This window comes from Escherichia sp. MOD1-EC4550 (genome assembly GCF_963876935.1).
Taxonomy (GTDB): Bacteria; Pseudomonadota; Gammaproteobacteria; order Enterobacterales; family Enterobacteriaceae; genus Escherichia; species Escherichia coli_F.
Genome location: NZ_CAWNSE010000007.1, coordinates 1 through 26,907, shown reverse-complemented (window position 1 = coordinate 26,907; position 26,907 = coordinate 1). Strand labels below are relative to the sequence as shown.

General features: G+C 52.0%; 26 protein-coding genes. 17 read left to right on the top strand and 9 right to left on the bottom strand.

Annotated elements, in window-relative coordinates; genetic code table 11:
* The first annotated feature begins 11 nt into the window (after window positions 1-11).
* The 13 genes from rseP (at window position 12) to tilS (ending at window position 17,091) form a co-directional block, all read left to right on the top strand.
* On the top strand, window positions 12-1,364 hold the full coding sequence (gene rseP / locus AACU19_RS03740) for a sigma E protease regulator RseP (RefSeq protein WP_105278693.1): 1,353 nt from the start codon (window positions 12-14) through the stop codon (window positions 1,362-1,364).
* 29 nt (window positions 1,365-1,393) lie between these two features.
* Entirely contained in the window at window positions 1,394-3,826 is a 2,433-nt protein-coding gene (gene bamA, locus AACU19_RS03735) for an outer membrane protein assembly factor BamA (protein WP_001240896.1), read from the top strand.
* 121 nt (window positions 3,827-3,947) lie between these two features.
* Window positions 3,948-4,433 carry a molecular chaperone Skp gene (gene skp / locus AACU19_RS03730; RefSeq protein ID WP_000758956.1) on the top strand — a complete coding sequence of 162 codons (486 nt, stop codon included), beginning with the start codon at window positions 3,948-3,950 and terminating at the stop codon, window positions 4,431-4,433.
* Window positions 4,434-4,436: 3 nt separating this feature from the next.
* Window positions 4,437-5,462 (top strand): UDP-3-O-(3-hydroxymyristoyl)glucosamine N-acyltransferase, encoded by a 1,026-nt coding sequence (gene lpxD / locus AACU19_RS03725; protein WP_001139282.1) that lies wholly within the window; start codon window positions 4,437-4,439, stop codon window positions 5,460-5,462.
* Between the two features lie 104 nt (window positions 5,463-5,566).
* Window positions 5,567-6,022 carry a 3-hydroxyacyl-ACP dehydratase FabZ gene (gene fabZ / locus AACU19_RS03720; RefSeq protein WP_000210739.1) on the top strand — a complete coding sequence of 152 codons (456 nt, stop codon included), beginning with the start codon at window positions 5,567-5,569 and terminating at the stop codon, window positions 6,020-6,022.
* Between the two features lie 3 nt (window positions 6,023-6,025).
* Window positions 6,026-6,814 (top strand): acyl-ACP--UDP-N-acetylglucosamine O-acyltransferase, encoded by a 789-nt coding sequence (gene lpxA / locus AACU19_RS03715; RefSeq protein WP_000565958.1) that lies wholly within the window; start codon window positions 6,026-6,028, stop codon window positions 6,812-6,814.
* Window positions 6,814-7,962 carry a lipid-A-disaccharide synthase gene (gene lpxB / locus AACU19_RS03710; protein WP_000139667.1) on the top strand — a complete coding sequence of 383 codons (1,149 nt, stop codon included), beginning with the start codon at window positions 6,814-6,816 and terminating at the stop codon, window positions 7,960-7,962. The genes lpxA and lpxB overlap by 1 nt, the downstream gene beginning before the upstream one ends.
* Window positions 7,959-8,555 (top strand): ribonuclease HII, encoded by a 597-nt coding sequence (gene rnhB, locus AACU19_RS03705; protein ID WP_000569442.1) that lies wholly within the window; start codon window positions 7,959-7,961, stop codon window positions 8,553-8,555. Before lpxB ends, rnhB begins: the two co-directional genes overlap by 4 nt.
* A gap of 36 nt (window positions 8,556-8,591) precedes the next feature.
* Complete coding sequence (gene dnaE / locus AACU19_RS03700) at window positions 8,592-12,074, top strand: DNA polymerase III subunit alpha (RefSeq protein WP_001294748.1); 3,483 nt, start codon at window positions 8,592-8,594, stop codon at window positions 12,072-12,074.
* 12 nt (window positions 12,075-12,086) lie between these two features.
* Window positions 12,087-13,046, top strand: a complete 960-nt coding sequence (accA, locus tag AACU19_RS03695; RefSeq protein WP_000055746.1) for an acetyl-CoA carboxylase carboxyl transferase subunit alpha — start codon at window positions 12,087-12,089, stop codon at window positions 13,044-13,046.
* Between the two features lie 97 nt (window positions 13,047-13,143).
* Window positions 13,144-15,285, top strand: coding sequence for a lysine decarboxylase LdcC (gene ldcC / locus AACU19_RS03690; RefSeq protein ID WP_105278692.1), 2,142 nt, complete (start codon window positions 13,144-13,146; stop codon window positions 15,283-15,285).
* Window positions 15,286-15,341: 56 nt separating this feature from the next.
* A complete protein-coding gene (locus AACU19_RS03685; protein ID WP_000901098.1) occupies window positions 15,342-15,731 on the top strand; it encodes a VOC family protein in 390 nt (129 codons plus the stop codon).
* A 64-nt stretch (window positions 15,732-15,795) separates the two neighbouring features.
* Window positions 15,796-17,091 (top strand): tRNA lysidine(34) synthetase TilS, encoded by a 1,296-nt coding sequence (tilS, locus tag AACU19_RS03680; RefSeq protein WP_105278691.1) that lies wholly within the window; start codon window positions 15,796-15,798, stop codon window positions 17,089-17,091.
* 52 nt (window positions 17,092-17,143) lie between these two features.
* Here the strand turns inward: tilS and rof are convergent, their stop codons facing one another.
* Window positions 17,144-17,404 (bottom strand): Rho-binding antiterminator, encoded by a 261-nt coding sequence (gene rof, locus AACU19_RS03675; protein ID WP_000062315.1) that lies wholly within the window; start codon window positions 17,402-17,404, stop codon window positions 17,144-17,146.
* Window positions 17,391-17,591 (bottom strand): YaeP family protein, encoded by a 201-nt coding sequence (locus AACU19_RS03670; RefSeq protein ID WP_000417058.1) that lies wholly within the window; start codon window positions 17,589-17,591, stop codon window positions 17,391-17,393. The genes rof and AACU19_RS03670 overlap by 14 nt, the downstream gene beginning before the upstream one ends.
* 165 nt (window positions 17,592-17,756) lie before the next feature.
* Between AACU19_RS03670 and AACU19_RS03665 the strand changes: the two genes are divergently transcribed.
* Genes AACU19_RS03665 through nlpE form a run of 3 tightly spaced genes read left to right on the top strand, consistent with a single transcriptional unit; the run spans window position 17,757 to window position 19,445 of the window.
* Entirely contained in the window at window positions 17,757-18,302 is a 546-nt protein-coding gene (locus AACU19_RS03665) for a YaeQ family protein (RefSeq protein WP_001185283.1), read from the top strand.
* Entirely contained in the window at window positions 18,299-18,721 is a 423-nt protein-coding gene (gene arfB, locus AACU19_RS03660) for an alternative ribosome rescue aminoacyl-tRNA hydrolase ArfB (protein WP_000635561.1), read from the top strand. The genes AACU19_RS03665 and arfB overlap by 4 nt, the downstream gene beginning before the upstream one ends.
* Window positions 18,722-18,734: 13 nt before the next feature.
* A complete protein-coding gene (gene nlpE / locus AACU19_RS03655; RefSeq protein WP_000239168.1) occupies window positions 18,735-19,445 on the top strand; it encodes an envelope stress response activation lipoprotein NlpE in 711 nt (236 codons plus the stop codon).
* A 29-nt stretch (window positions 19,446-19,474) separates the two neighbouring features.
* Here the strand turns inward: nlpE and AACU19_RS03650 are convergent, their stop codons facing one another.
* From AACU19_RS03650 to metN, 7 genes are all read right to left on the bottom strand, one after another.
* Complete coding sequence (locus tag AACU19_RS03650) at window positions 19,475-20,299, bottom strand: YaeF family permuted papain-like enzyme (protein WP_105278690.1); 825 nt, start codon at window positions 20,297-20,299, stop codon at window positions 19,475-19,477.
* 52 nt (window positions 20,300-20,351) lie between these two features.
* Window positions 20,352-22,070, bottom strand: coding sequence for a proline--tRNA ligase (gene proS, locus AACU19_RS03645; protein ID WP_001260696.1), 1,719 nt, complete (start codon window positions 22,068-22,070; stop codon window positions 20,352-20,354).
* A gap of 110 nt (window positions 22,071-22,180) precedes the next feature.
* Window positions 22,181-22,888, bottom strand: coding sequence for a tRNA (N6-threonylcarbamoyladenosine(37)-N6)-methyltransferase TrmO (gene tsaA / locus AACU19_RS03640; protein WP_046081915.1), 708 nt, complete (start codon window positions 22,886-22,888; stop codon window positions 22,181-22,183).
* Window positions 22,885-23,289, bottom strand: a complete 405-nt coding sequence (gene rcsF / locus AACU19_RS03635; protein ID WP_001202321.1) for an Rcs stress response system protein RcsF — start codon at window positions 23,287-23,289, stop codon at window positions 22,885-22,887. The genes tsaA and rcsF overlap by 4 nt, the downstream gene beginning before the upstream one ends.
* Window positions 23,290-23,406: 117 nt before the next feature.
* A complete protein-coding gene (gene metQ, locus AACU19_RS03630) occupies window positions 23,407-24,222 on the bottom strand; it encodes a methionine ABC transporter substrate-binding lipoprotein MetQ (protein WP_000874226.1) in 816 nt (271 codons plus the stop codon).
* 39 nt (window positions 24,223-24,261) lie between these two features.
* On the bottom strand, window positions 24,262-24,915 hold the full coding sequence (locus AACU19_RS03625) for a methionine ABC transporter permease MetI (protein WP_001294600.1): 654 nt from the start codon (window positions 24,913-24,915) through the stop codon (window positions 24,262-24,264).
* Window positions 24,908-25,939: a methionine ABC transporter ATP-binding protein MetN gene (metN, locus tag AACU19_RS03620; RefSeq protein WP_000593991.1), complete on the bottom strand. Its 1,032-nt coding sequence runs from the start codon at window positions 25,937-25,939 to the stop codon at window positions 24,908-24,910. The genes AACU19_RS03625 and metN overlap by 8 nt, the downstream gene beginning before the upstream one ends.
* Before the next feature lie 187 nt (window positions 25,940-26,126).
* Between metN and gmhB the strand changes: the two genes are divergently transcribed.
* Window positions 26,127-26,699, top strand: a complete 573-nt coding sequence (gmhB, locus tag AACU19_RS03615) for a D-glycero-beta-D-manno-heptose 1,7-bisphosphate 7-phosphatase (RefSeq protein ID WP_001140174.1) — start codon at window positions 26,127-26,129, stop codon at window positions 26,697-26,699.
* Window positions 26,700-26,907 lie beyond the last annotated feature (208 nt).

Below are 26,907 nucleotides of genomic sequence, written 5' to 3'. Positions count from 1 at the left end.
CGGAAGGTAATATGCTGAGTTTTCTCTGGGATTTGGCTTCGTTCATCGTTGCACTGGGTGTACTTATCACCGTGCATGAATTTGGTCATTTCTGGGTTGCCCGGCGTTGTGGTGTTCGCGTTGAGCGTTTCTCAATAGGTTTTGGCAAGGCGCTCTGGCGCCGAACTGATAAGCTAGGCACCGAATATGTCATCGCCCTGATCCCGTTGGGCGGTTATGTCAAAATGCTGGATGAGCGCGCAGAACCGGTTGTTCCGGAACTCCGCCACCATGCCTTCAATAATAAATCTGTCGGCCAACGTGCGGCGATTATTGCCGCAGGTCCGGTTGCAAACTTCATTTTTGCTATCTTTGCCTACTGGCTGGTTTTTATTATTGGTGTACCTGGCGTACGTCCGGTGGTTGGCGAAATAGCAGCCAATTCGATAGCTGCGGAAGCACAAATTGCACCAGGTACGGAACTAAAAGCCGTAGATGGTATCGAAACGCCTGATTGGGATGCCGTGCGTTTGCAGTTGGTCGATAAAATTGGCGATGAAAGCACCACCATTACGGTAGCGCCATTTGGCAGCGACCAACGACGGGATGTAAAGCTCGATTTACGTCACTGGGCGTTTGAGCCTGATAAAGAAGATCCGGTATCTTCGCTGGGGATTCGTCCTCGTGGCCCGCAAATTGAACCTGTACTGGAAAATGTGCAGCCAAACACGGCCGCAAGCAAGGCAGGTTTGCAAGCAGGCGACAGGATCGTTAAAGTCGATGGTCAGCCCTTAACGCAGTGGGTGACCTTTGTGATGCTTGTCCGGGATAACCCGGGTAAATCCTTAGCGTTAGAAATCGAAAGACAGGGGAGTCCCTTGTCTTTGACATTAATCCCGGAGAGTAAACCGGGTAATGGTAAAGCGATTGGTTTTGTCGGTATTGAGCCGAAAGTCATTCCTTTGCCAGATGAGTATAAAGTTGTACGCCAGTATGGGCCGTTCAACGCCATCGTCGAAGCCACGGACAAAACGTGGCAGCTGATGAAGCTGACGGTCAGTATGCTGGGAAAATTGATCACCGGTGATGTGAAACTGAACAACCTCAGTGGGCCGATCTCTATCGCCAAGGGGGCTGGGATGACAGCGGAACTCGGGGTTGTTTATTACCTGCCGTTTCTTGCGCTCATTAGCGTGAACTTAGGAATAATTAACCTGTTTCCGTTGCCCGTACTTGATGGGGGGCATCTGCTGTTCCTTGCGATCGAAAAGATCAAGGGCGGACCGGTATCCGAGCGGGTTCAAGACTTTTGTTATCGCATTGGCTCGATTCTGCTGGTGCTGTTAATGGGGCTTGCACTTTTCAATGATTTCTCTCGGTTATGAGAGTTAGTTAGGAAGAACGCATAATAACGATGGCGATGAAAAAGTTGCTCATAGCGTCGCTGCTGTTTAGCAGCGCCACCGTATACGGTGCTGAAGGGTTCGTAGTGAAAGATATTCATTTCGAAGGCCTTCAGCGTGTCGCCGTTGGTGCGGCCCTCCTCAGTATGCCGGTGCGCACAGGCGACACGGTTAATGATGAAGATATCAGTAATACCATTCGCGCTCTGTTTGCTACCGGCAACTTTGAGGATGTTCGCGTCCTTCGTGATGGTGATACCCTTCTGGTTCAGGTAAAAGAACGTCCGACCATTGCCAGCATTACTTTCTCCGGTAACAAATCGGTGAAAGATGACATGCTGAAGCAAAACCTCGAGGCTTCTGGCGTGCGTGTGGGCGAATCCCTCGATCGCACCACCATTGCCGATATCGAGAAAGGTCTGGAAGACTTCTACTACAGCGTCGGTAAATATAGCGCCAGCGTTAAAGCTGTCGTGACCCCGCTGCCGCGCAACCGTGTTGACCTCAAGCTGGTGTTCCAGGAAGGTGTGTCAGCTGAAATCCAGCAAATTAACATTGTTGGTAACCATGCTTTCACCACCGACGAACTGATCTCTCATTTCCAACTGCGTGACGAAGTGCCGTGGTGGAACGTGGTAGGCGATCGTAAATACCAGAAACAGAAACTGGCGGGCGACCTTGAAACCCTGCGCAGTTACTATCTGGATCGCGGTTATGCCCGTTTCAACATCGACTCTACCCAGGTCAGTCTGACGCCAGATAAAAAAGGTATTTACGTCACGGTGAACATCACCGAAGGCGATCAGTACAAGCTTTCTGGCGTTGAAGTGAGCGGCAACCTTGCCGGGCACTCCGCTGAAATTGAGCAGCTGACTAAGATCGAGCCGGGCGAGCTGTATAACGGCACCAAAGTGACCAAAATGGAAGATGACATTAAAAAGCTTCTTGGTCGCTATGGTTATGCCTATCCGCGCGTACAGTCGATGCCTGAAATTAACGATGCCGACAAAACCGTTAAATTACGCGTGAACGTTGATGCGGGTAACCGTTTCTACGTGCGTAAGATCCGTTTTGAAGGTAACGATACCTCGAAAGATGCCGTCCTGCGTCGCGAAATGCGTCAGATGGAAGGTGCATGGCTGGGGAGCGATCTGGTCGATCAGGGTAAGGAGCGTCTGAATCGTCTGGGCTTCTTTGAAACTGTCGATACCGATACCCAACGTGTTCCGGGTAGCCCGGACCAGGTTGATGTAGTCTACAAGGTGAAAGAACGTAACACCGGTAGCTTCAACTTCGGGATTGGTTACGGTACTGAAAGTGGCGTGAGCTTCCAGGCTGGTGTGCAACAGGATAACTGGTTAGGTACGGGTTATGCTGTTGGTATCAACGGGACCAAAAACGATTACCAGACCTATGCTGAACTGTCGGTAACCAACCCGTACTTCACCGTAGACGGCGTAAGCCTCGGTGGTCGTCTCTTCTATAATGACTTCCAGGCAGATGACGCCGACCTGTCCGACTATACCAACAAGAGTTATGGTACAGACGTGACGTTGGGCTTCCCGATCAACGAATATAACTCGCTGCGTGCAGGTCTGGGTTATGTACATAACTCCCTGTCCAACATGCAGCCTCAGGTTGCGATGTGGCGTTATCTGTACTCTATGGGTGAACATCCGAGTACCTCTGATCAGGATAACAGCTTCAAAACGGACGACTTCACGTTCAACTATGGTTGGACCTATAACAAGCTTGACCGTGGTTACTTCCCGACAGATGGTTCACGTGTCAACCTGACCGGTAAAGTGACCATTCCGGGATCGGATAACGAATACTACAAAGTGACGTTAGACACGGCGACTTATGTGCCGATCGATGACGATCACAAATGGGTTGTTCTGGGTCGTACCCGCTGGGGTTATGGTGATGGTTTAGGCGGCAAAGAGATGCCGTTCTACGAGAACTTCTATGCCGGTGGTTCCAGCACCGTGCGTGGCTTCCAGTCCAATACCATTGGTCCGAAAGCAGTTTACTTCCCGCATCAGGCCAGTAATTATGATCCGGACTATGATTACGAATGTGCGACTCAGGACGGCGCGAAAGACCTGTGTAAATCGGATGATGCTGTAGGCGGTAACGCTATGGCGGTTGCCAGCCTCGAGTTCATCACCCCGACGCCGTTCATTAGCGACAAGTATGCTAACTCGGTTCGTACTTCCTTCTTCTGGGATATGGGTACCGTTTGGGATACAAACTGGGATTCCAGCCAATATTCTGGATATCCGGACTATAGTGATCCAAGCAATATCCGTATGTCTGCGGGTATCGCATTACAATGGATGTCCCCATTGGGGCCGTTGGTGTTCTCCTACGCCCAGCCGTTCAAAAAGTACGATGGAGACAAGGCAGAACAGTTCCAGTTTAACATCGGTAAAACCTGGTAAGTGTTCTCCACAAAGGAATGTAGTGGTAGTGTAGCGATGACTTTAGGCGATCAATATAAGATCGCCGGGCCACGCAAAGAACTGCACCCTCCGGTGCAAATGGGATGGTAAGGAGTTTATTGTGAAAAAGTGGTTATTAGCTGCAGGTCTCGGTTTAGCACTGGCAACTTCTGCTCAGGCGGCTGACAAAATTGCAATCGTCAATATGGGCAGCCTGTTCCAGCAGGTAGCGCAGAAAACCGGTGTTTCTAACACGCTGGAAAATGAGTTCAAAGGCCGTGCCAGCGAACTGCAGCGTATGGAAACCGATCTGCAGGCTAAAATGAAAAAGCTGCAGTCCATGAAAGCGGGCAGCGATCGTACCAAACTGGAAAAAGACGTGATGGCTCAGCGCCAGACTTTTGCTCAGAAAGCGCAGGCTTTTGAGCAGGATCGCGCTCGTCGTTCCAACGAAGAACGCGGCAAACTGGTTACTCGTATCCAGACTGCTGTGAAATCCGTTGCCAACAGCCAGGATATCGATCTGGTTGTTGATGCAAACGCCGTTGCTTACAACAGCAGCGATGTAAAAGACATCACTGCTGACGTACTGAAACAGGTTAAATAAGTAATGCCTTCAATTCGACTGGCTGATTTAGCGCAGCAGTTGGATGCAGAACTACACGGTGATGGCGATATCGTCATCACCGGCGTTGCGTCCATGCAATCTGCACAAACAGGTCACATCACGTTCATGGTTAACCCAAAATACCGTGAGCATTTAGGCTTGTGCCAGGCGTCCGCGGTTGTCATGACCCAGGACGATCTTCCTTTCGCGAAAAGTGCCGCGCTGGTAGTGAAGAACCCCTACCTGACTTACGCGCGCATGGCGCAAATTTTAGATACCACGCCGCAGCCCGCGCAGAACATTGCACCCAGTGCGGTGATCGACGCGACGGCGAAGCTGGGTAACAACGTATCGATTGGCGCTAACGCGGTGATTGAGTCCGGCGTTGAACTGGGCGATAACGTGATTATCGGTGCCGGTTGCTTCGTAGGTAAAAACAGCAAAATAGGTGCAGGTTCGCGTCTCTGGGCGAACGTAACCATTTACCATGAGATCCAGATCGGTCAGAATTGCCTGATCCAGTCCGGAACAGTGGTAGGCGCAGACGGCTTTGGTTATGCCAACGATCGGGGTAACTGGGTGAAGATCCCGCAGATTGGTCGCGTAATTATTGGCGATCGCGTGGAGATCGGCGCATGTACTACCATCGATCGCGGCGCGCTGGATGACACTGTTATTGGCAATGGTGTGATCATTGATAACCAGTGCCAGATTGCACATAACGTCGTGATTGGCGACAATACGGCGGTTGCCGGTGGCGTCATTATGGCGGGAAGCCTGAAAATTGGTCGTTACTGCATGATCGGCGGAGCCAGCGTAATCAACGGGCATATGGAAATATGCGACAAAGTGACGGTTACGGGCATGGGTATGGTGATGCGTCCCATCACTGAACCAGGCGTCTATTCCTCAGGCATTCCGCTGCAACCCAACAAAGTCTGGCGCAAAACCGCTGCACTGGTGATGAACATTGATGACATGAGCAAGCGTTTGAAATCGCTTGAGCGCAAGGTTAATCAACAAGACTAACGTTCCATCTTTTGTTCGCCAAACTTTACGGCCTGTCTCATTCTTACGATTGCGGCAGGCCGTGTTATTATTGTCGTTTCTTATATTTTGACAGGAAGAGTATCTTGACTACTAACACTCATACTCTGCAGATTGAAGAGATTTTAGAACTTCTGCCGCACCGTTTCCCGTTCTTACTGGTGGATCGCGTGCTGGATTTTGAAGAAGGTCGTTTTCTGCGCGCAGTAAAAAATGTCTCTGTCAATGAGCCATTCTTCCAGGGCCATTTTCCTGGAAAACCGATTTTCCCGGGTGTGCTTATTCTGGAAGCAATGGCACAGGCAACAGGTATTCTGGCGTTTAAGAGCGTAGGAAAACTGGAACCGGGCGAGCTGTACTACTTCGCCGGTATTGACGAAGCGCGCTTCAAGCGCCCGGTCGTGCCAGGCGATCAAATGATCATGGAAGTCACTTTCGAAAAAACGCGCCGCGGCCTGACCCGTTTTAAAGGGGTTGCTCTGGTCGACGGTAAAGTAGTTTGCGAAGCAACGATGATGTGTGCTCGTAGCCGGGAGGCCTGATACGTGATTGATAAATCCGCCTTTGTGCATCCAACCGCCATTGTGGAAGAGGGCGCATCGATTGCCGCCAACGCTCACATTGGTCCTTTTTGTATCGTTGGACCCCATGTCGAAATTGGTGAGGGTACCGTACTGAAATCTCACGTTGTCGTGAATGGTCATACTAAAATTGGCCGCGACAATGAGATTTATCAGTTCGCCTCCATCGGCGAAGTCAACCAGGATCTTAAATATGCTGGCGAACCGACCCGTGTGGAAATCGGCGATCGTAACCGCATTCGCGAAAGCGTCACCATTCATCGTGGCACAGTCCAGGGCGGTGGATTGACGAAGGTGGGCAGCGACAACTTACTGATGATCAACGCGCACATTGCGCACGATTGTACGGTAGGTAACCGCTGTATCCTCGCCAACAACGCAACGCTGGCGGGTCATGTATCGGTAGACGACTTCGCGATCATCGGCGGCATGACCGCAGTCCATCAGTTCTGCATCATTGGTGCGCACGTGATGGTTGGCGGCTGTTCCGGTGTGGCGCAGGACGTCCCTCCTTATGTCATTGCGCAGGGTAACCACGCAACGCCGTTCGGTGTCAACATCGAAGGGCTGAAGCGCCGCGGATTCAGCCGTGAGGCGATTACCGCTATCCGCAATGCGTATAAGCTGATTTATCGCAGCGGTAAAACGCTCGATGAAGTGAAACCGGAAATTGCCGAACTGGCGGAAACATATCCGGAAGTAAAAGCCTTTACCGATTTCTTTGCACGCTCAACGCGCGGTCTGATTCGTTAATGACTGAACAGCGTCCATTAACGATTGCCCTGGTCGCCGGAGAAACCTCCGGCGATATCCTGGGGGCCGGTTTAATCCGTGCTCTGAAAGAACGAGTGCCCAACGCCCGCTTTGTTGGCGTTGCCGGGCCACGAATGCAGGCCGAAGGCTGCGAAGCCTGGTACGAAATGGAAGAGTTGGCGGTGATGGGCATTGTTGAAGTGCTCGGTCGTCTGCGTCGCTTACTGCATATTCGTGCCGATCTGACAAAGCGTTTTGGCGAACTGAAGCCAGATGTTTTTGTCGGCATTGATGCACCTGACTTCAATATTACCCTCGAAGGTAATCTTAAAAAGCAGGGTATCAAAACCATTCATTACGTCAGTCCGTCCGTCTGGGCGTGGCGACAGAAACGCGTTTTCAAAATAGGCAGAGCCACCGATCTGGTGCTCGCATTTCTGCCTTTCGAAAAAGCGTTTTATGACAAATACAACGTGCCGTGCCGTTTTATCGGTCACACCATGGCTGATGCCATGCCGTTAGATCCAGATAAAAATGCCGCCCGTGATGTGCTGGGGATCCCTCACGATGCTCACTGTCTTGCGTTGCTGCCGGGAAGTCGTGGTGCGGAAGTGGAGATGCTGAGTGCCGATTTCCTGAAAACGGCCCAGCTTTTGCGTCAGACGTATCCCGATCTCGAGATCGTGGTGCCGCTGGTGAATGCCAAACGCCGCGAGCAGTTTGAGCGTATCAAAGCTGAAGTTGCGCCAGACCTGTCAGTTCATCTGCTGGATGGAATGGGCCGTGAGGCGATGGTCGCCAGCGATGCGGCGCTATTGGCGTCGGGTACGGCTGCACTGGAGTGCATGCTGGCAAAATGCCCGATGGTGGTGGGGTATCGCATGAAGCCTTTCACCTTCTGGTTGGCGAAGCGGCTGGTGAAAACCGATTATGTCTCGCTGCCAAACCTGCTGGCGGGCAGAGAGTTAGTTAAAGAATTATTGCAGGAAGAGTGTGAGCCGCAAAAACTGGCTGCGGCGCTGTTACCGCTGTTGGCGAACGGGAAAACCAGCCACGCGATGCACGATACCTTCCGTGAACTGCATCAGCAGATCCGCTGCAATGCCGATGAGCAGGCGGCACAAGCCGTTCTGGAGTTAGCACAATGATCGAATTTGTTTATCCGCACACGCAGCTGGTTGCGGGTGTGGATGAAGTTGGACGCGGGCCGTTGGTTGGCGCGGTGGTTACCGCTGCTGTAATCCTTGACCCGACGCGCCCGATTGCCGGGCTGAATGATTCCAAAAAGCTGAGCGAAAAACGCCGTCTGGCGCTCTGTGAAGAGATCAAAGAGAAAGCGTTGAGCTGGAGTCTGGGCCGCGCGGAACCCCACGAAATCGACGAACTGAACATTCTTCATGCGACCATGCTGGCGATGCAGCGCGCCGTCGCGGGGCTGCATATTGCGCCGGAATATGTGTTGATTGATGGTAACCGCTGCCCAAAATTACCGATGCCTTCGATGGCAGTGGTGAAAGGCGATAGCCGCGTACCGGAAATCAGTGCTGCGTCTATCCTGGCGAAAGTGACGCGCGACGCTGAAATGGCGGCGCTGGATATTGTTTTCCCGCAATATGGTTTTGCCCAGCACAAAGGGTATCCAACCGCTTTTCATCTGGAAAAACTGGCTGAATATGGCGCGACTGAACATCATCGTCGCAGCTTTGGGCCTGTCAAACGCGCACTGGGACTTGCGTCCTGATTCTTGTGTCGAGATTAAGTAAACCGGAATCTGAAGATGTCTGAACCACGTTTCGTACACCTGCGGGTGCACAGCGACTACTCGATGATCGATGGCCTGGCCAAAACCGCACCGCTGGTAAAAAAGGCGGCGGCGTTAGGTATGCCAGCACTGGCGATCACCGATTTCACCAACCTTTGCGGTCTGGTGAAGTTCTACGGAGCGGGACATGGCGCAGGGATTAAGCCCATCGTCGGGGCAGATTTTAATGTCCAGTGCGACCTGCTGGGTGATGAGTTAACCCACCTGACGGTGCTGGCGGCGAACAATACCGGCTATCAGAATCTGACGTTGCTGATCTCAAAAGCGTATCAGCGCGGGTACGGTGCCGCTGGGCCTATCATCGATCGCGACTGGCTTATCGAATTAAACGAAGGGCTGATCCTCCTTTCCGGCGGGCGCATGGGCGACGTCGGGCGCAGCCTTTTGCGTGGTAACAGCGCGCTGGTAGATGAGTGCGTTGCGTTTTATGAAGAGCACTTCCCGGATCGCTATTTTCTCGAGCTGATCCGCACCGGCAGGCCGGACGAAGAAAGTTATCTGCACGCGGCAGTGGAGCTGGCGGAAGCGCGCGGTTTGCCCGTCGTGGCGACCAATGACGTGCGCTTTATCGACAGCAGCGACTTTGACGCGCACGAAATCCGCGTCGCGATCCATGACGGCTTTACTCTCGACGATCCCAAACGCCCGCGTAATTATTCGCCGCAGCAATATATGCGCAGCGAAGAGGAGATGTGCGAGCTGTTTGCCGACATCCCCGAAGCCCTTGCCAACACTGTTGAGATCGCCAAACGCTGTAACGTGACTGTGCGTCTGGGTGAATACTTCCTGCCGCAGTTCCCAACCGGGGACATGAGCACCGAAGATTATCTGGTCAAGCGTGCAAAAGAAGGCCTGGAAGAGCGTCTGGCGTTTTTATTCCCTGACGAGGAAGAACGTCTTAAGCGTCGCCCGGAGTATGACGAGCGTCTGGATACTGAACTTCAGGTTATCAACCAGATGGGCTTCCCGGGTTACTTCCTCATCGTTATGGAATTTATCCAGTGGTCGAAGGATAACGGCGTACCGGTAGGGCCTGGCCGTGGTTCCGGTGCAGGGTCACTGGTGGCCTACGCGCTGAAAATTACCGACCTCGATCCGCTGGAATTTGACCTGCTGTTCGAACGTTTCCTTAACCCGGAACGTGTCTCCATGCCTGACTTTGACGTTGACTTCTGTATGGAGAAACGCGATCAGGTTATCGAACACGTGGCAGACATGTACGGTCGTGATGCGGTATCGCAGATCATCACCTTCGGTACAATGGCGGCAAAAGCGGTGATCCGCGACGTAGGCCGCGTGCTGGGGCATCCATACGGCTTTGTCGATCGTATCTCGAAACTGATCCCGCCCGATCCGGGGATGACGCTGGCGAAAGCGTTTGAAGCCGAGCCGCAACTGCCGGAAATCTACGAAGCGGACGAAGAAGTTAAGGCGCTGATCGACATGGCGCGCAAACTGGAAGGGGTCACCCGTAACGCTGGTAAGCACGCCGGTGGGGTGGTTATCGCGCCGACCAAAATTACCGATTTTGCGCCGCTTTATTGCGATGAAGAGGGCAAACATCCGGTTACCCAGTTTGATAAAAGCGACGTTGAATACGCCGGGCTGGTGAAGTTCGACTTCCTTGGTTTGCGTACGCTCACCATCATCAACTGGGCGCTGGAGATGATCAACAAGCGGCGGGCGAAGAATGGCGAGCCGCCGCTGGATATCGCCGCGATCCCGCTGGATGACAAGAAAAGTTTCGACATGCTGCAACGCTCGGAAACCACGGCGGTATTCCAGCTTGAATCGCGCGGCATGAAGGACCTGATCAAGCGTCTGCAACCTGACTGCTTCGAAGATATGATCGCACTGGTGGCACTGTTCCGCCCCGGCCCGTTGCAATCAGGGATGGTGGATAACTTTATCGACCGTAAACATGGTCGCGAAGAGATCTCCTATCCGGATGTGCAGTGGCAGCATGAAAGCCTGAAACCGGTACTGGAGCCAACCTACGGCATCATCCTGTATCAGGAACAGGTCATGCAGATTGCCCAGGTGCTTTCTGGTTATACCCTCGGTGGCGCGGATATGCTGCGTCGTGCGATGGGTAAGAAAAAGCCGGAAGAGATGGCCAAGCAGCGTTCTGTATTTGCTGAAGGCGCAGAAAAGAACGGGATCAACGCCGAACTGGCGATGAAAATCTTCGACCTGGTGGAGAAATTCGCCGGTTACGGATTTAACAAATCGCACTCTGCGGCCTATGCTTTGGTTTCATATCAAACGTTATGGCTGAAAGCGCACTATCCAGCGGAGTTTATGGCGGCAGTAATGACCGCCGATATGGACAACACCGAGAAGGTGGTGGGCCTGGTGGATGAGTGCTGGCGGATGGGGCTGAAAATCCTGCCACCAGATATAAACTCCGGTCTTTACCATTTCCACGTCAACGACGACGGCGAAATCGTGTATGGTATTGGCGCGATCAAAGGGGTAGGTGAAGGTCCGATTGAGGCGATCATCGAAGCCCGTAATAAAGGCGGCTATTTCCGTGAACTGTTTGATCTCTGCGCCCGTACAGACACCAAAAAGTTAAACCGGCGAGTGCTGGAAAAACTGATCATGTCCGGGGCGTTTGACCGTCTTGGGCCACACCGCGCGGCGCTGATGAACTCGCTGGGCGATGCGTTAAAGGCGGCTGATCAACACGCGAAAGCAGAAGCCATCGGTCAGGCTGATATGTTCGGCGTGCTGGCAGAAGAGCCGGAACAAATTGAACAATCCTACGCCAGTTGCCAACCGTGGCCGGAGCAGGTGGTGTTAGATGGGGAACGTGAAACGTTAGGTCTGTACCTGACGGGACACCCTATCAACCAGTATTTAAAAGAGATTGAGCGTTATGTCGGAGGCGTAAGGCTGAAAGACATGCACCCGACAGAACGTGGTAAAGTCACCACGGCTGCGGGGCTCGTTGTTGCTGCGCGGGTTATGGTCACCAAGCGCGGCAATCGTATCGGTATCTGCACGCTGGATGACCGTTCCGGGCGGCTGGAAGTGATGTTGTTTACTGACGCCCTGGATAAATACCAGCAATTGCTGGAAAAAGACCGCATACTTATCGTCAGCGGACAGGTCAGCTTTGATGACTTCAGCGGAGGGCTTAAAATGACCGCTCGCGAAGTGATGGATATTGACGAAGCCCGGGAAAAATATGCTCGCGGGCTTGCTATCTCGCTGACGGACAGGCAAATTGATGACCAGCTTTTAAACCGACTCCGTCAGTCTCTGGAACCCCACCGCTCTGGGACAATTCCAGTACATCTCTACTATCAGAGGGCGGATGCACGCGCGCGGTTGCGTTTTGGCGCGACGTGGCGTGTCTCTCCGAGCGATCGTTTATTAAACGATCTCCGTGGCCTCATTGGTTCGGAGCAGGTGGAACTGGAGTTTGACTAATACAGGAATACTATGAGTCTGAATTTCCTTGATTTTGAACAGCCGATTGCAGAGCTGGAAGCGAAAATCGATTCTCTGACTGCGGTTAGCCGCCAGGATGAGAAACTGGATATTAACATCGATGAAGAAGTGCATCGTCTGCGTGAAAAAAGCGTAGAACTGACGCGTAAAATCTTCGCCGATCTCGGTGCATGGCAGATTGCGCAACTGGCACGCCATCCACAGCGTCCTTATACCCTGGATTACGTTCGCCTGGCCTTTGATGAATTTGACGAACTGGCTGGCGACCGCGCGTATGCAGACGATAAAGCTATCGTCGGGGGTATCGCCCGTCTCGATGGTCGTCCGGTGATGATCATTGGTCATCAAAAAGGTCGTGAAACCAAAGAAAAAATTCGCCGTAACTTTGGTATGCCAGCGCCAGAAGGTTACCGCAAAGCACTGCGTCTGATGCAAATGGCTGAACGCTTTAAGATGCCAATCATCACCTTTATCGACACCCCGGGGGCTTATCCGGGCGTGGGCGCAGAAGAACGCGGTCAGTCTGAAGCCATTGCACGCAACCTGCGTGAAATGTCTCGCCTTAGCGTACCGACTATCTGCACCGTTATCGGTGAAGGTGGTTCTGGCGGCGCACTGGCGATTGGCGTGGGCGATAAAGTGAATATGTTGCAATACAGCACCTATTCCGTTATCTCGCCGGAAGGTTGTGCGTCCATTCTGTGGAAGAGCGCCGACAAAGCACCGCTGGCGGCTGAAGCGATGGGGATCATCGCTCCGCGTCTGAAAGAACTGAAACTGATCGATTCCATCATCCCGGAACCGCTGGGCGGTGCTCACCGTAACCCGGAAGCGATGGCGGCGTCTCTGAAAGCGCAGCTGCTGGCGGATCTGGCCGATCTCGACGTGTTAAGCACTGAAGATTTAAAAAATCGTCGTTATCAGCGCCTGATGAGCTACGGTTACGCGTAATTCGCAAATGTTCTGAAAAGGGTCACTTCGGTGGCCCTTTTTTATCGCCACGGTTTGAGCAGGCTATGATTAAGGAAGGATTTTCCAGGAGGAACACATGAATATCATTGCCATTATGGGACCGCATGGCGTCTTTTATAAAGATGAGCCCATCAAAGAACTGGAGTCGGCGCTGGTGGCGCAAGGTTTTCAGATTATCTGGCCACAAAACAGCGTTGATTTGCTGAAATTTATCGAACACAACCCACGAATATGCGGCGTGATTTTTGACTGGGATGAATACAGTCTCGATTTATGTAGCGATATCAATCAACTTAATGAATATCTCCCGCTTTATGCCTTCATCAATACTCACTCGACGATGGATGTCAGCGTGCAGGATATGCGGATGGCGCTCTGGTTCTTTGAATATGCGCTGGGGCAGGCAGAAGATATCGCCATTCGTATTCGTCAGTACACCAACGAATATCTCGATAACATTACCCCGCCGTTCACGAAAGCCTTGTTTACCTACGTCAAAGAGCGGAAGTACACCTTTTGTACGCCGGGTCATATGGGCGGCACCGCATATCAAAAAAGCCCGGTTGGCTGTCTGTTTTATGATTTTTTCGGCGGGAATACTCTTAAGGCTGATGTCTCTATTTCGGTTACCGAGCTTGGTTCGTTGCTCGACCACACCGGGCCACACCTGGAAGCGGAAGAGTACATCGCGCGGACTTTTGGCGCGGAACAGAGTTATATCGTTACCAACGGAACATCGACGTCGAACAAAATTGTGGGTATGTACGCCGCGCCATCCGGCAGTACGCTGTTAATTGACCGCAATTGTCATAAATCGCTGGCGCATCTGTTGATGATGAACGATGTAGTACCGGTCTGGCTAAAACCAACACGTAATGCGTTGGGGATTTTGGGCGGGATCCCGCGACGAGAATTTACCCGCGACAGTATCGAAGAGAAAGTCGCTGCCACCACGCAGGCACAATGGCCGGTTCATGCGGTGATCACCAACTCAACCTATGATGGCTTGCTCTACGACACCGACTGGATCAAACAGACGCTGGATGTCCCCTCGATCCACTTCGATTCCGCCTGGGTCCCGTATACTCATTTTCATCCGATCTATCAGGGCAAAAGTGGTATGAGTGGCGATCGGGTGGCAGGAAAAGTTTTCTTCGAAACGCAATCGACCCACAAAATGCTGGCGGCGTTGTCGCAGGCATCACTGATCCACATTAAAGGTGAGTACGACGAAGAGGCGTTTAATGAAGCCTTTATGATGCATACCACCACCTCGCCCAGTTATCCCATTGTTGCTTCGGTTGAGACAGCGGCGGCGATGCTGCGTGGTAATCCGGGCAAACGGCTGATTAACCGTTCAGTAGAACGAGCGCTGCATTTTCGCAAAGAGGTCCAGCGGCTGCGGGAAGAGTCTGACGGCTGGTTTTTCGATATCTGGCAACCGCCGCAGGTGGATGAAGCCGAATGCTGGCCCGTTGCGCCTGGCGAACAGTGGCACGGCTTTAACGATGCGGATGCCGATCATATGTTTCTCGATCCGGTTAAAGTCACTATTTTGACACCGGGGATGGACGAGCAGGGCAATATGAGCGATGAGGGGATCCCGGCGGCGCTGGTGGCAAAATTCCTCGACGAACGTGGGATCGTAGTAGAGAAAACCGGCCCTTATAACCTGCTGTTTCTCTTTAGTATTGGCATCGATAAAACCAAAGCAATGGGATTATTGCGTGGGTTGACGGAATTTAAGCGCTCTTACGATCTCAACCTGCGGATCAAAAATATGTTGCCCGATCTCTATGCAGAAGATCCCGATTTTTATCGCAATATGCGTATTCAGGATCTGGCGCAAGGGATCCATAAGCTGATTCGTAAACACGATCTTCCCGGTTTGATGTTGCGGGCATTTGATACTTTGCCGGAGATGATCATGACGCCACATCAGGCCTGGCAACGACAGATTAAAGGTGAAGTAGAAACCATTGCGCTGGAACAACTGGTCGGTAGAGTATCGGCAAATATGATCCTGCCTTATCCGCCTGGCGTACCGCTACTGATGCCAGGAGAAATGCTGACCGAGAAGAGCCGCACGGTACTCGATTTTCTGCTGATGCTCTGTTCAGTGGGCCAGCGCTACCCCGGCTTTGAAACGGATATTCACGGCGCGAAACAGGACGAAGATGGCGTTTACCGCGTACGAGTCCTAAAAATGGCGGGATAACTTGCCAGAGCGGCTTCCGGGCGAGTAACGTGCTGTTAACAAATAAAGGAGACGTTATGCTGGGTTTAAAACAAGTTCATCATATTGCGATTATTGCGACGGATTATGCGGTGAGCAAAGCTTTCTACTGCGATATTCTCGGTTTCACGCTGCAAAGCGAAGTCTATCGCGAAGCGCGCGATTCGTGGAAAGGGGATTTGGCGCTTAATGGGCAATATGTGATTGAGCTTTTCTCATTTCCGTTCCCGCCGGAGCGCCCCAGCCGACCGGAAGCTTGCGGCCTGCGTCATCTGGCTTTTAGCGTTGATGATATCGATGCGGCAGTGGCGCATCTTGAAAGCCATAACGTGAAATGTGAAGCCATCCGTGTCGATCCCTACACGCAAAAGCGCTTCACATTCTTTAACGATCCGGACGGACTGCCGTTGGAACTGTATGAGCAGTAAGGCTTGTCATCGCCATATTTGCCCGGTAACGTGCCGGGCATTGCTACTGTAAAATCGCACCATCATGACACTCACTCTCAATAGACAACTTCTCATCTCACGCCAGATTCTGGTGGCCTTTAGCGGCGGGCTTGACTCCACCGTTCTGCTGCATCAGTTGGTGCAGTGGCGGACGGAAAATCCGGGCGTCACCCTGCGCGCTATTCATGTGCATCATGGTTTAAGTGCCAACGCTGATGCTTGGGTGAAACATTGTGAAAATATCTGCCAGCAGTGGCAGGTGCCGCTGGTGGTTGAGCGTGTGCAACTTGCGCAAGAGGGGCTAGGTATTGAGGCTCAGGCGCGGCAGGCACGTTATCAGGCATTTGCTCGTACCCTGTTACCTGGTGAAGTGCTGGTTACAGCGCAACATCTCGACGATCAATGTGAAACGTTTCTGCTGGCGTTAAAACGTGGTAGCGGCCCTGCAGGGCTTTCGGCTATGGCGGAAATCTCGGAGTTTGCCGGAACGCGGCTTATCCGCCCGTTGCTCGCCCGCACGCGGGGAGAACTGGAGCAGTGGGCGTTGGCGCATGGTTTACGTTGGATTGAAGACGAAAGTAATCAGGACGACTCATACGATCGTAACTTCCTGCGCCTGCGCGTTGTGCCGTTATTGCAGCAGCGTTGGCCGCATTTTGCCGAAGCAACGGCCCGCAGCGCCGCACTTTGTGCTGAGCAAGAGAGCCTGTTGGATGAACTGCTGGTGGATGATTTAGCACACTGTCAAACGCCGCAGGGAACGCTGCAGATTGCGCCAATGCTGGCGATGAGTGATGCCCGTCGCGCGGCGATTATTCGCCGCTGGCTTGCAGGGCAGAATGCACCGATGCCTTCCCGCGACGCGTTGGTGAGGATCTGGCAGGAAGTGGCGCTGGCGCGAGAAGATGCTTCCCCCTGTTTACGTTTGGGGGCGTTTGAAATCCGCCGCTATCAATCGCAACTGTGGTGGATTAAATCCGTCACTGGGCAAAGCGAAACCATTGTGCCGTGGCAGACGTGGTTACAACCGCTGGAATTACCGGCGGCGCTGGGAAGTGTACAGCTTACTGCGGGAGGCGATATTCGCCCTCCGCGTGCAGACGAAGCGGTCAGCGTGCGTTTCAAAGCGCCAGGATTGCTGCATATTGTCGGGCGCAATGGTGGGCGTAAGTTAAAGAAAATCTGGCAGGAACTGGGCGTACCGCCGTGGTTGCGTGACACCACGCCACTGCTGTTTTATGGCGAAATGCTGATTGCAGCGGCAGAGGTATTTGTGACGCAAGAAGGTGTGGCTGAAGGTGAGAATGGCGTAAGTTTTGTCTGGCGGCGAAACGCTTAGTTAAGTGAAAGCCGGATAAGACGCATCAAACGTCGCATCCGGCGAAAGTCAATCAGGACTCGCTCACCACCACCGTACCGATTTCCGGGTGGCTAAAGCTGGTAATTTTATCCAGACGCAGTTCGCGGGTTGTACCAGCGGCCTCGACGACCAGATACTCCACATTTTTGCGGGAGACTAAATCGCTGGCCTTCGCCTGCAATTTTTCGCCATCTTTCAGCTCAAGTGTCAGCATTAAATGATGCTGGCAGGCGAGCTCAAGATTATCGTAATCATCACAATTGATTGGTTGATACGTATCATTCATTGACATAATCGCTCACCAGTAAGTTTGCCGCAGCGTATGCTGCTTTTTCCCTGACAGCCTCAGAAAGGGCATCGTCGGCAGCCATTTCATTCAGCACTTTCAAAACGCAGCCCAGCGCGTCCGGAACGTATCCTAAGTCTCCGCTGGCGATTTCCGCGTACCGCTTGCGTATTAACTCACAATATTTTTCCACATGCCCTCCTGTCAGCACTCTGACTTAACCGTGGATGCAAGTCTAAGCCTACGAAGATAAACTCTGTTTCGCAAGGTGACTATACCACACTCATTTCTGCAATATCAGCGTCGCAACTGCACGTATTCCGTTACAATGGCCTCCTGATTCGAAAGGAGTTTTCTTATGGCGCTTAAAGCGACAATTTATAAAGCGACGGTTAATGTGGCCGATCTCGACCGCAACCAGTTTCTCGATGCCTCTCTGACGCTGGCGCGCCATCCTTCAGAAACCCAGGAGCGCATGATGCTGCGCCTGCTGGCGTGGCTGAAATATGCTGATGAACGTCTGCAATTTACCCGAGGTTTGTGTGCCGATGATGAGCCGGAAGCGTGGCTGCGTAATGATCATCTGGGCATTGATTTGTGGATTGAACTGGGATTGCCGGATGAGCGGCGGATTAAGAAAGCCTGCACCCAGGCCGCAGAAGTGGCGCTGTTTGCCTATAATAGTCGGGCGGCGCAAATCTGGTGGCAGCAAAATCAGAGTAAATGTGCGCAGTTTGCCAATCTTTCCGTCTGGTATCTGGACGACGAGCAACTGGCAAAAGTGAGCGCCTTTGCCGATCGTACCATGACGCTGCAGGCAACGATTCAGGATGGCGTGATCTGGTTATCGGATGACAAGAATAATCTGGAAGTGAACTTAACCGTCTGGCAACAACCTTCATGATTGTGATTTCCCGACATGTTGCTATCCCCAATGGCGAGTTTGAGATCACTGCTATTCGTGCACAGGGCGCGGGCGGACAGCATGTTAATAAGACCTCAACGGCTATTCATCTGCGTTTTGACATTCGAGCGTCCAGCCTGCCAGAGTATTACAAAGAGCGCCTGCTCGCTGCCAGCCATCATCTGATTAGCAGCGATGGAGTGATAGTCATCAAGGCACAGGAATACCGTAGCCAGGAACTGAACCGCGAAGCGGCGCTGGCACGGTTGGTGGCAGTGATTAAAGAATTAACAACAGAACAAAAAGCCCGACGACCGACACGACCTACCCGCGCATCAAAAGAGCGCAGGCTGGTATCGAAAGCACAAAAATCAAGCGTGAAGGCGTTGCGCGGCAAAGTGCGCGGCGGTCGGGAATAAAAAGAAGGAATGGATGGTGAAAAAAGCGATAGTGACAGCGATGGCTGTAATCAGCCTCTTTACTCTGATGGGATGTAATAATCGAGCCGAAGTCGATACGCTTTCTCCGGCGCAGGCCGCTGAACTGAAGCCGATGCCGCAAAGCTGGCGCGGCGTGCTGCCGTGTGCTGATTGCGAAGGTATCGAAACCTCTCTGTTCCTCGAAAAAGACGGAACATGGGTGATGAATGAGCGTTATCTGGGGGCTCGTGAAGAACCTTCCTCTTTCGCCTCCTACGGTACATGGGCGCGAACCGCTGACAAACTGGTATTAACCGACAGTAAAGGTGAAAAGTCATATTATCGGGCGAAAGGAGATGCGCTGGAGATGCTCGATCGTGAAGGCAATCCGATCGAATCGCAGTTCAACTATACACTGGAACCGGCAAAATCCAGCCTGCCAGTGACGCCGATGACTCTACGCGGCATGTATTTTTATATGGCTGATGCGGCAACCTTTACTGATTGTGCGACCGGAAAACGTTTCATGGTAGCGAATAACGCTGAGCTGGAACGGGGCTATTTGGCTGCCCGCGGCAACAGCGAGAAACCAGTGTTACTGTCAGTAGAAGGTCACTTTACGCTTGAGGCTAATCCGGATACTGGTGCGCCGACCAAAGTATTTGCGCCCGATACGGCAGGTAAATTTTACCCGCACCAGGATTGCAGTAGTTTGGGGCAGTAATTGAACGCCAGAGCATTCTCCGGCTTTTATCACCGAGTCAGACCAACAAAGCGACTCGCTTTAATATAAATCCCTGGCTTCAAGTGCCCGACATACTCTAACTGCGTTTCTGGCTTAAACGCAGAGACATCGCCAGTACGCATATGCATCAGATCGGCAGGGCTAATCCAGCCAGACTGTGCCAGCGTAAGCGGATGTCCGGCTTTGGCAAATGCATCAGTGACAAATTCCGAACAAAACCACGACTTTTTGTCTCCTTCGCTCACACTGCTTAACTGCGCTTTCGCCAGGCCGCTGACGCACTGTTGGCGAAAATCCTCGGAGAACGGATTCAGTGAGCACATCTGGCGAGTCACCATAAATGGAATAAATTCGACAATGCCGCGATAGTTATAACCGCTATCTTTGATTTTATTGGCAAACGCGGTAATTTCTGTGGCTTGTTGCGGGGTAAGATCCGGGACTCGTAAGACGAAAAGCTTATCACTATGCTTCATCGCTTTTTTAAGGGAAACAATCTGGACGCCATCTCCTGTCGCTTCTGCAACGTTATTATCTCCCAAAAAGATTGCAACGTGGCTCACTGAGGAAGTGCTGAAGACGCGGATACCAAATGAGGTTACCCCGAGGCTTGAGGAGAACAGTAAATCGCCGGGTTTGAGATCAGGTTCTGTTATTTCTTTTATTGATTGTTCGGTGAAAGAGCTTTGATGCTGGAATTTGACTGCCCATGTTTTTGCCTCGGCATCTACCGCTGTGGCTGATGAGTCTGGCTGGCTGATATCAACGGTACAGGCCGAAAGTGAAAGAAAGCAGGGGAGAAGCAGGCGGCAATGCGCCTTTGGTTTATCCATTTTATACAATCCATGTAAAAAAGGGTCCTGAAATTCAGGACCCTTTCTGGCATCAGCCTTTAATCTGTTTCACCAGATAATCGACGATGTCACCGGTCTTAATTAACTGTTTCTCACCGTTACGACGGTATTTGTATTCGATATCGTCGTTGTCGAGGTTACGGTCACCCAACACGATAGTGTGCGGAATACCGATCAGTTCCATATCAGCAAACATCACGCCCGGACGTTCTTTGCGATCATCCAGCAGCACTTCGATACCCTGTGCGCGCAGTTCGCTGTACAGTTTCTCAGCCAGCTCCTGTACGCGGAAGGATTTGTGCATGTTCATCGGCAGAATCGCCACTTGGAAAGGTGCGATAGCGTCAGGCCATACGATGCCGCGTTCGTCGTAGTTCTGTTCAATTGCCGCCGCTACTACGCGCGTTACGCCAATACCGTAGCAACCCATAGTCAGGATCTGATTACGGCCATCTTCACCCTGAACGGAGGCTTTAAGTGCTTCGGAGTACTTAGTACCCAGCTGGAAGATGTGACCGACTTCGATACCACGTTTGATCAGCAGCGTACCCTGGCCATCCGGGCTTGGATCGCCAGCCACTACGTTACGGATATCCGCAACTTCCGGGGTTGCGACATCGCGATCCCAGTTGATACCGAAGTAGTGTTTGCCATCGATGTTAGCACCAGCAGCAAAATCACTCATCGCCGCAACAGTACGGTCAATTACTACCGGAATCGGCATGTTTACCGGACCCAGTGAACCCGGACCGGCTTTAACCACGGCACGAATTTCTTCTTCAGTCGCGAAAGTCAGCGGGCTTGCAACCTGCGGCAGTTTCTCAGCTTTAACTTCGTTCAGCTCGTGGTCACCGCGAACCAGCAGCGCAACCAGCGGGAAGCTACTGCCTTCAACGGCTTTAACCAGCAGAGTCTTAACCGTTTTTTCAATCGGCAGATTGAATTGTTCTACCAGTTCAGCGATGGTTTTCGCGTTCGGCGTATCAACCAGCGTCATTTCCTGGGTAGCAGCAGCGCGCGGTTCTTTCGGCGCGATAGCTTCTGCCAGCTCAATGTTCGCTGCATAGTCAGAGGTGTCGGAGAAGACCACATCGTCTTCACCGCTCTGCGCCAGCACCTGGAATTCGTGAGAGGCGCTGCCGCCGATAGAACCGGTATCGGCCTGTACGGCGCGGAAATCCAGCCCCATGCGGCTGAAGATTTTGCTGTAGGCCGCATACATTGCATCGTAGGTTTCCTGCAGGGATTCCTGAGAGGTATGGAAAGAGTAAGCATCTTTCATCAGGAATTCGCGGGAACGCATGACGCCGAAACGCGGGCGCACTTCATCACGGAACTTGGTCTGGATCTGATAGAAGTTCAGCGGCAGCTGTTTGTAAGAGCTCAGCTCGTTACGAATCAGGTCTGTAATCACTTCTTCATGAGTTGGGCCGAGTACGAACGGACGGTCACCACGGTCAGCAATACGCAGCAATTCCGGGCCATACTGTTCCCAACGACCACTCTCTTGCCACAGTTCAGATGGCTGAACCACCGGCATTAACACCTCGATCGCACCGGCATTGTTCATCTCTTCACGCACGATGTTTTCGACTTTTTTCAGAACGCGCACGCCGGTCGGCAGCCAGGTGTATAACCCGGAGGCCAGCTTGCGGATCATCCCGGCGCGCAACATCAGCTGATGGCTGATCACCTCGGCGTCGGCAGGTGTCTCCTTAAGAGTGGAGAGCAGGTATTGGCTAGTACGCATGTTGTTACGGTTCCAGTTGGAAGGTAGAGCAGGCTCAAGGCGAGCCTGGGACAAAAAAAGTGATTTAGTTTACCAGTGCAAAAGAAATGTCAAAAGAGAAGGGCGTGAATTTAACGCGGTTCCAGCGCAAAGACTTCAAAACCTGCGTCGGTGACGCGCCAGCGAACGTTAAAATCATGCAGCCAGACGGCATAGGTTTTGCCCGTTTCCTCACCTTTACGATAGGCCGGGCGCGGGTCCTGCGCCAGTACTTCACGGATAAACAGCGTTAACTGCGGATAGCGCTTCTCCAATGTCAAAAGCTGCTTTTCGACCTCTAAGGTAAAACTCACCGCCATCTCTGCCACTGGCGCACTTTGCGCATAGCTGGCACTGGCATCGGGAAGAGATTCGGCAAAGGGGAGATACGGTTTGATATCCACCACTGGCGTCCCATCGACCAGATCCAGACTGCCAAGCTTCAGAATCACGCTGTCTTTATGGCAAACAACCTCTTTCAGCTCTACCAGCGACATACCAATCGGATTAGGACGGAAAGTAGAGCGTGTGGCGAAAACACCCATTCTGGCATTACCACCAAGACGAGGCGGACGCACAGTTGGGCGCCAGCCGCCTTCCATCGTTTGATGAAAGACGAAAAGTATCCATAAATGGCTGAACGCCTCCAGGCCGCGTACGGCGTCGGCCTGGTTGTAGGGAGCAATGAGATGCAGTTCACCGTTGGCGCTTTTTACCAGACCTGGCTGGCGCGGAACGGCGAATTTTTCTTTATAGGGCGAGCGAATAACGCCTATTTGCTCGAACTGGAAACTGCTCATTTCGCCGTAATGTTAAGCGCAGAACCGATACATACAGCCTGACGATAGCAGCCTGGCGTACCGCTGGTAACTTCGCAGCTATGCAGTAATACCGCATTGGCTTTCATTTTAGAGGCATTGATTTGCATCCGCTTACGTGCGGTTGGAATGCTCGGCGGAGAGTCCTGATTGGAGGCCTGGCAAGAATCGCCACTGACTTCACCGAGATCGCGGAACGGTTTGCCGACTAATTCTTCTGCATTGGTATAAATTCGGACCGGCGCGGCGCGCGGTGCTTTCGGTTTTGCAGGCTCCGCTTTCGGCTGGGGTGCAGTGCTTTGAACGGGTTCGACAGGGGATCTGCTTAACATGGAACAGCCGCTTAGCATGAGTGCTACTAAACAGATCGGTAAAGCACGCATAGTATTTCCTCAATGTATGATCAAAACGTCAATATTGAATCAGGAGCTTGTAAAAATGACAAGACGGGCAAGCGCCCGTCCTGAATGATATTACAAATTGTGGAAACAGCCTAAAAATTACCAGCCTTTAACAGCGCCACCGTTAAACACTTTGTTCGCTGCTTCGTAAACTTCGTCAGACTGATAAGCCTGGACGAATTTCTTCACGTTCTCTGCGTCTTTATTATCTTCACGCGTCACGATCAGGTTTACGTACGGAGACTCTTTATCTTCGACAAAGATACCGTCTTTCGCCGGAGTCAGGCCAATCTGGCTGGCATAGGTGGTGTTGATAACCGCCAGAGCGATTTGCGCATCGTCCAGAGAGCGCGGCAGCTGCGGTGCTTCCAGCTCAACAATTTTCAGGTTTTTTGGGTTCTCAACAACATCAAGAACTGTTGGCAACAGGCCAACGCCATCTTTCAGTTTGATCAAGCCCACTTTTTGCAGCAGCAGCAGTGAACGACCAAGGTTAGTCGGGTCGTTTGGCACGGCAACCTGCGAACCATCCTGCAGTTCATCCAGCGATTTGATTTTCTTGGAGTAACCGGCAATCGGATACACAAACGTGTTGCCTACTGCGACCAGTTTGTAGCCACGATCTTTCAGTTGCTGATCAAGGTACGGTTTATGCTGGAAGGCGTTGGCGTCGATATCGCCTTTGCTCAATGCTTCGTTTGGCAGAACATAGTCGTTGAAGGTGACCAGCTCAACGTCCAGGCCATATTTGTCTTTCGCGACTTTCTGCGCGACTTCTGCAACCTGCTGTTCGGCACCAACAATCACGCCGACTTTAATGTGGTTTGGATCTTTTTCATCCTGACCGCAGCCTACCAGTGCCAGTGATCCAATCAGGGCTCCCACTGCCGCAAAGGTTTTGAATTTGAACGCCATACCTTATTCCTTCTTCAATTATTTATGTTGTGTTGAACGTTATTTGCGAGTGACAGCCCGGACGATGCGGTCGCCTGCGAACTGAATTAAATAAACCAGAATGACCAGCAATACCAGTACCGTATTCATCACCGTCGCGTTGTAGCCGATGTAGCCATACTGATAGCCAATCTGACCTAAACCACCGGCACCGACTGCGCCACCCATTGCGGAATAACCAACCAGGGTAATCAGGGTGATAGTTGCCGCATTCACCAGACCTGGCAACGCCTCCGGTAACAGCACTTTACGGACGATCTGCATTGGCGTGGCACCCATTGCGCGGGAAGCTTCAATTAACCCGGTTGGGATCTCCAGCAGAGCGTTCTCGACCATACGGGCAATAAACGGTGCTGCACCAACTGTCAGCGGAACAATCGCTGCTTGCAAACCAATCGATGTACCGACAATAACGCGAGTAAACGGAATCATCCATACCAGCAAGATAATGAACGGGATGGATCGGAAAATGTTCACAATCGCAGAAACGGTACGATACAGCTTCGCGTTAGCAATAATTTGCCCCGGACGCGTGACATAAAGCAGGACGCCAACCGGCAGGCCAATCACAAAACCAAAAAAACCGGATACGAAGGTCATTGCCAGCGTTTCCCATACGCCACGAACCAGCAGCCACATCATCGGCTCAGACATAACCCAGTACCTCTACTTTTACATGGTGTTCCTGCAGCCAGGCAATGGCGGCTTGCGTATCTTGTTGTGTGCCGTGCATTTCAGTCAGCATGATGCCGAACTTAACGCCACCGGCGTAATCCATCTGCGCGCTAATAATGTTGTTATTGACGTTGAAACGACGCGCGGTTTCAGAAAGCAGCGGGGCATCGACCGATTGACCGGTAAACTCCAGACGCAGCATCGGCACGCAGTCAGCGAATGGTTCCGCTTGCAGTCGTTCCTGATAGTCTTCCGGGATATCCAGATGCAGGGTCGACTGAATAAACTTCTGCGCTAGCGGCGTTTTCGGATGCGAGAACACTTCACTTACCGTGTCCTGCTCGATCAACTCGCCATTACTGATCACCGCCACGCAATCACAAATGCGCTTCACAACGTCCATTTCGTGGGTGATCAACAGAATCGTCAAACCCAGACGACGATTGATGTCTTTCAGCAGTTCGAGAATAGAACGTGTTGTTGCCGGGTCCAGCGCGCTGGTGGCCTCATCACACAGCAATACTTTGGGATTGCTGGCTAACGCACGGGCAATCGCCACACGTTGTTTCTGCCCACCGGAAAGGTTAGACGGGTAACTATCATGCTTATCGCCAAGACCAACCAATGACAGTAATTCTGTCACGCGACGTTTAATCTCGTCTTTCGGCGTGTTGTCCAGCTCCAGCGGCAGTGCCACGTTGCCAAAAACAGTGCGCGAAGAGAGCAGGTTAAAATGCTGGAAAATCATACCAATCTGGCGGCGAGCTTTGGTCAACTCGGATTCTGACAGCGTGGTAAGTTCCTGACCATCGACCAGCACGCTACCCTCGGTTGGGCGCTCCAGCAGGTTTACACAACGGATAAGCGTACTTTTACCCGCACCTGAGGCACCGATAACGCCATAAATTTGTCCAGCTGGCACATGCAGGCTGACGTTGTTCAACGCCTGGATGGTGCGGGTGCCCTGGTGGAACACTTTGGTGATATTCGAAAGTTTTATCATTGATTATTTATTATCGTCATTAAGTTAGTCGTGGCATTTCGAATGCCTGAAACGGTCAAAGCCGTCAATGAAATGGATGTTAAGGCATCCAGACGTCTAAATCAATCAGGTTTATGCGAAGAGCACTTTCTTGCAGGTCGAAACATGCGATACTAGCGTCACATGCCTTATTAAGGAGCTATAAAAGGTGGCGAAGAGCGTACCCGCAATTTTTCTTGACCGTGATGGCACCATTAATGTCGATCACGGCTATGTCCATGAGATCGACAACTTTGAATTTATCGACGGTGTTATTGACGCCATGCGCGAGCTAAAAAAAATGGGCTTTGCGCTGGTGGTAGTAACCAACCAGTCTGGCATTGCTCGCGGTAAATTTACTGAAGCACAGTTTGAAACGCTGACCGAGTGGATGGACTGGTCGCTGGCGGACCGCGATGTCGATCTGGATGGTATCTATTATTGCCCGCATCATCCGCAGGGTAGTGTTGAAGAGTTTCGCCAGGTCTGCGACTGCCGCAAACCACATCCGGGGATGCTTTTGTCAGCACGCGATTATTTACATATTGATATGGCTGCTTCTTATATGGTGGGCGATAAATTAGAAGATATGCAGGCAGCGGCTGCGGCGAACGTGGGAACAAAAGTGCTGGTGCGTACGGGAAAACCTATTACGCCTGAAGCAGAAAACGCGGCGGATTGGGTGTTAAATAGCCTGGCAGACCTGCCGCAAGCGATAAAAAAGCAGCAAAAACCGGCGTAATGATTAAAAGATGAGCGGTTGAAATAAAAATGCATTTTTCCGCTTGTCTTCCTGAGACGACTCCCTATAATGCGCCTCCATCGACACGGCGGATGTGAATCACTTCACACAAACAGCCGGTTCGGTTGAAGAGAAAAAATTCTGAAATTCAGGGTTGACTCTGGAAGAGGAAAGCGTAATATACGCCACCTCGCGACAGTGAGCTGAA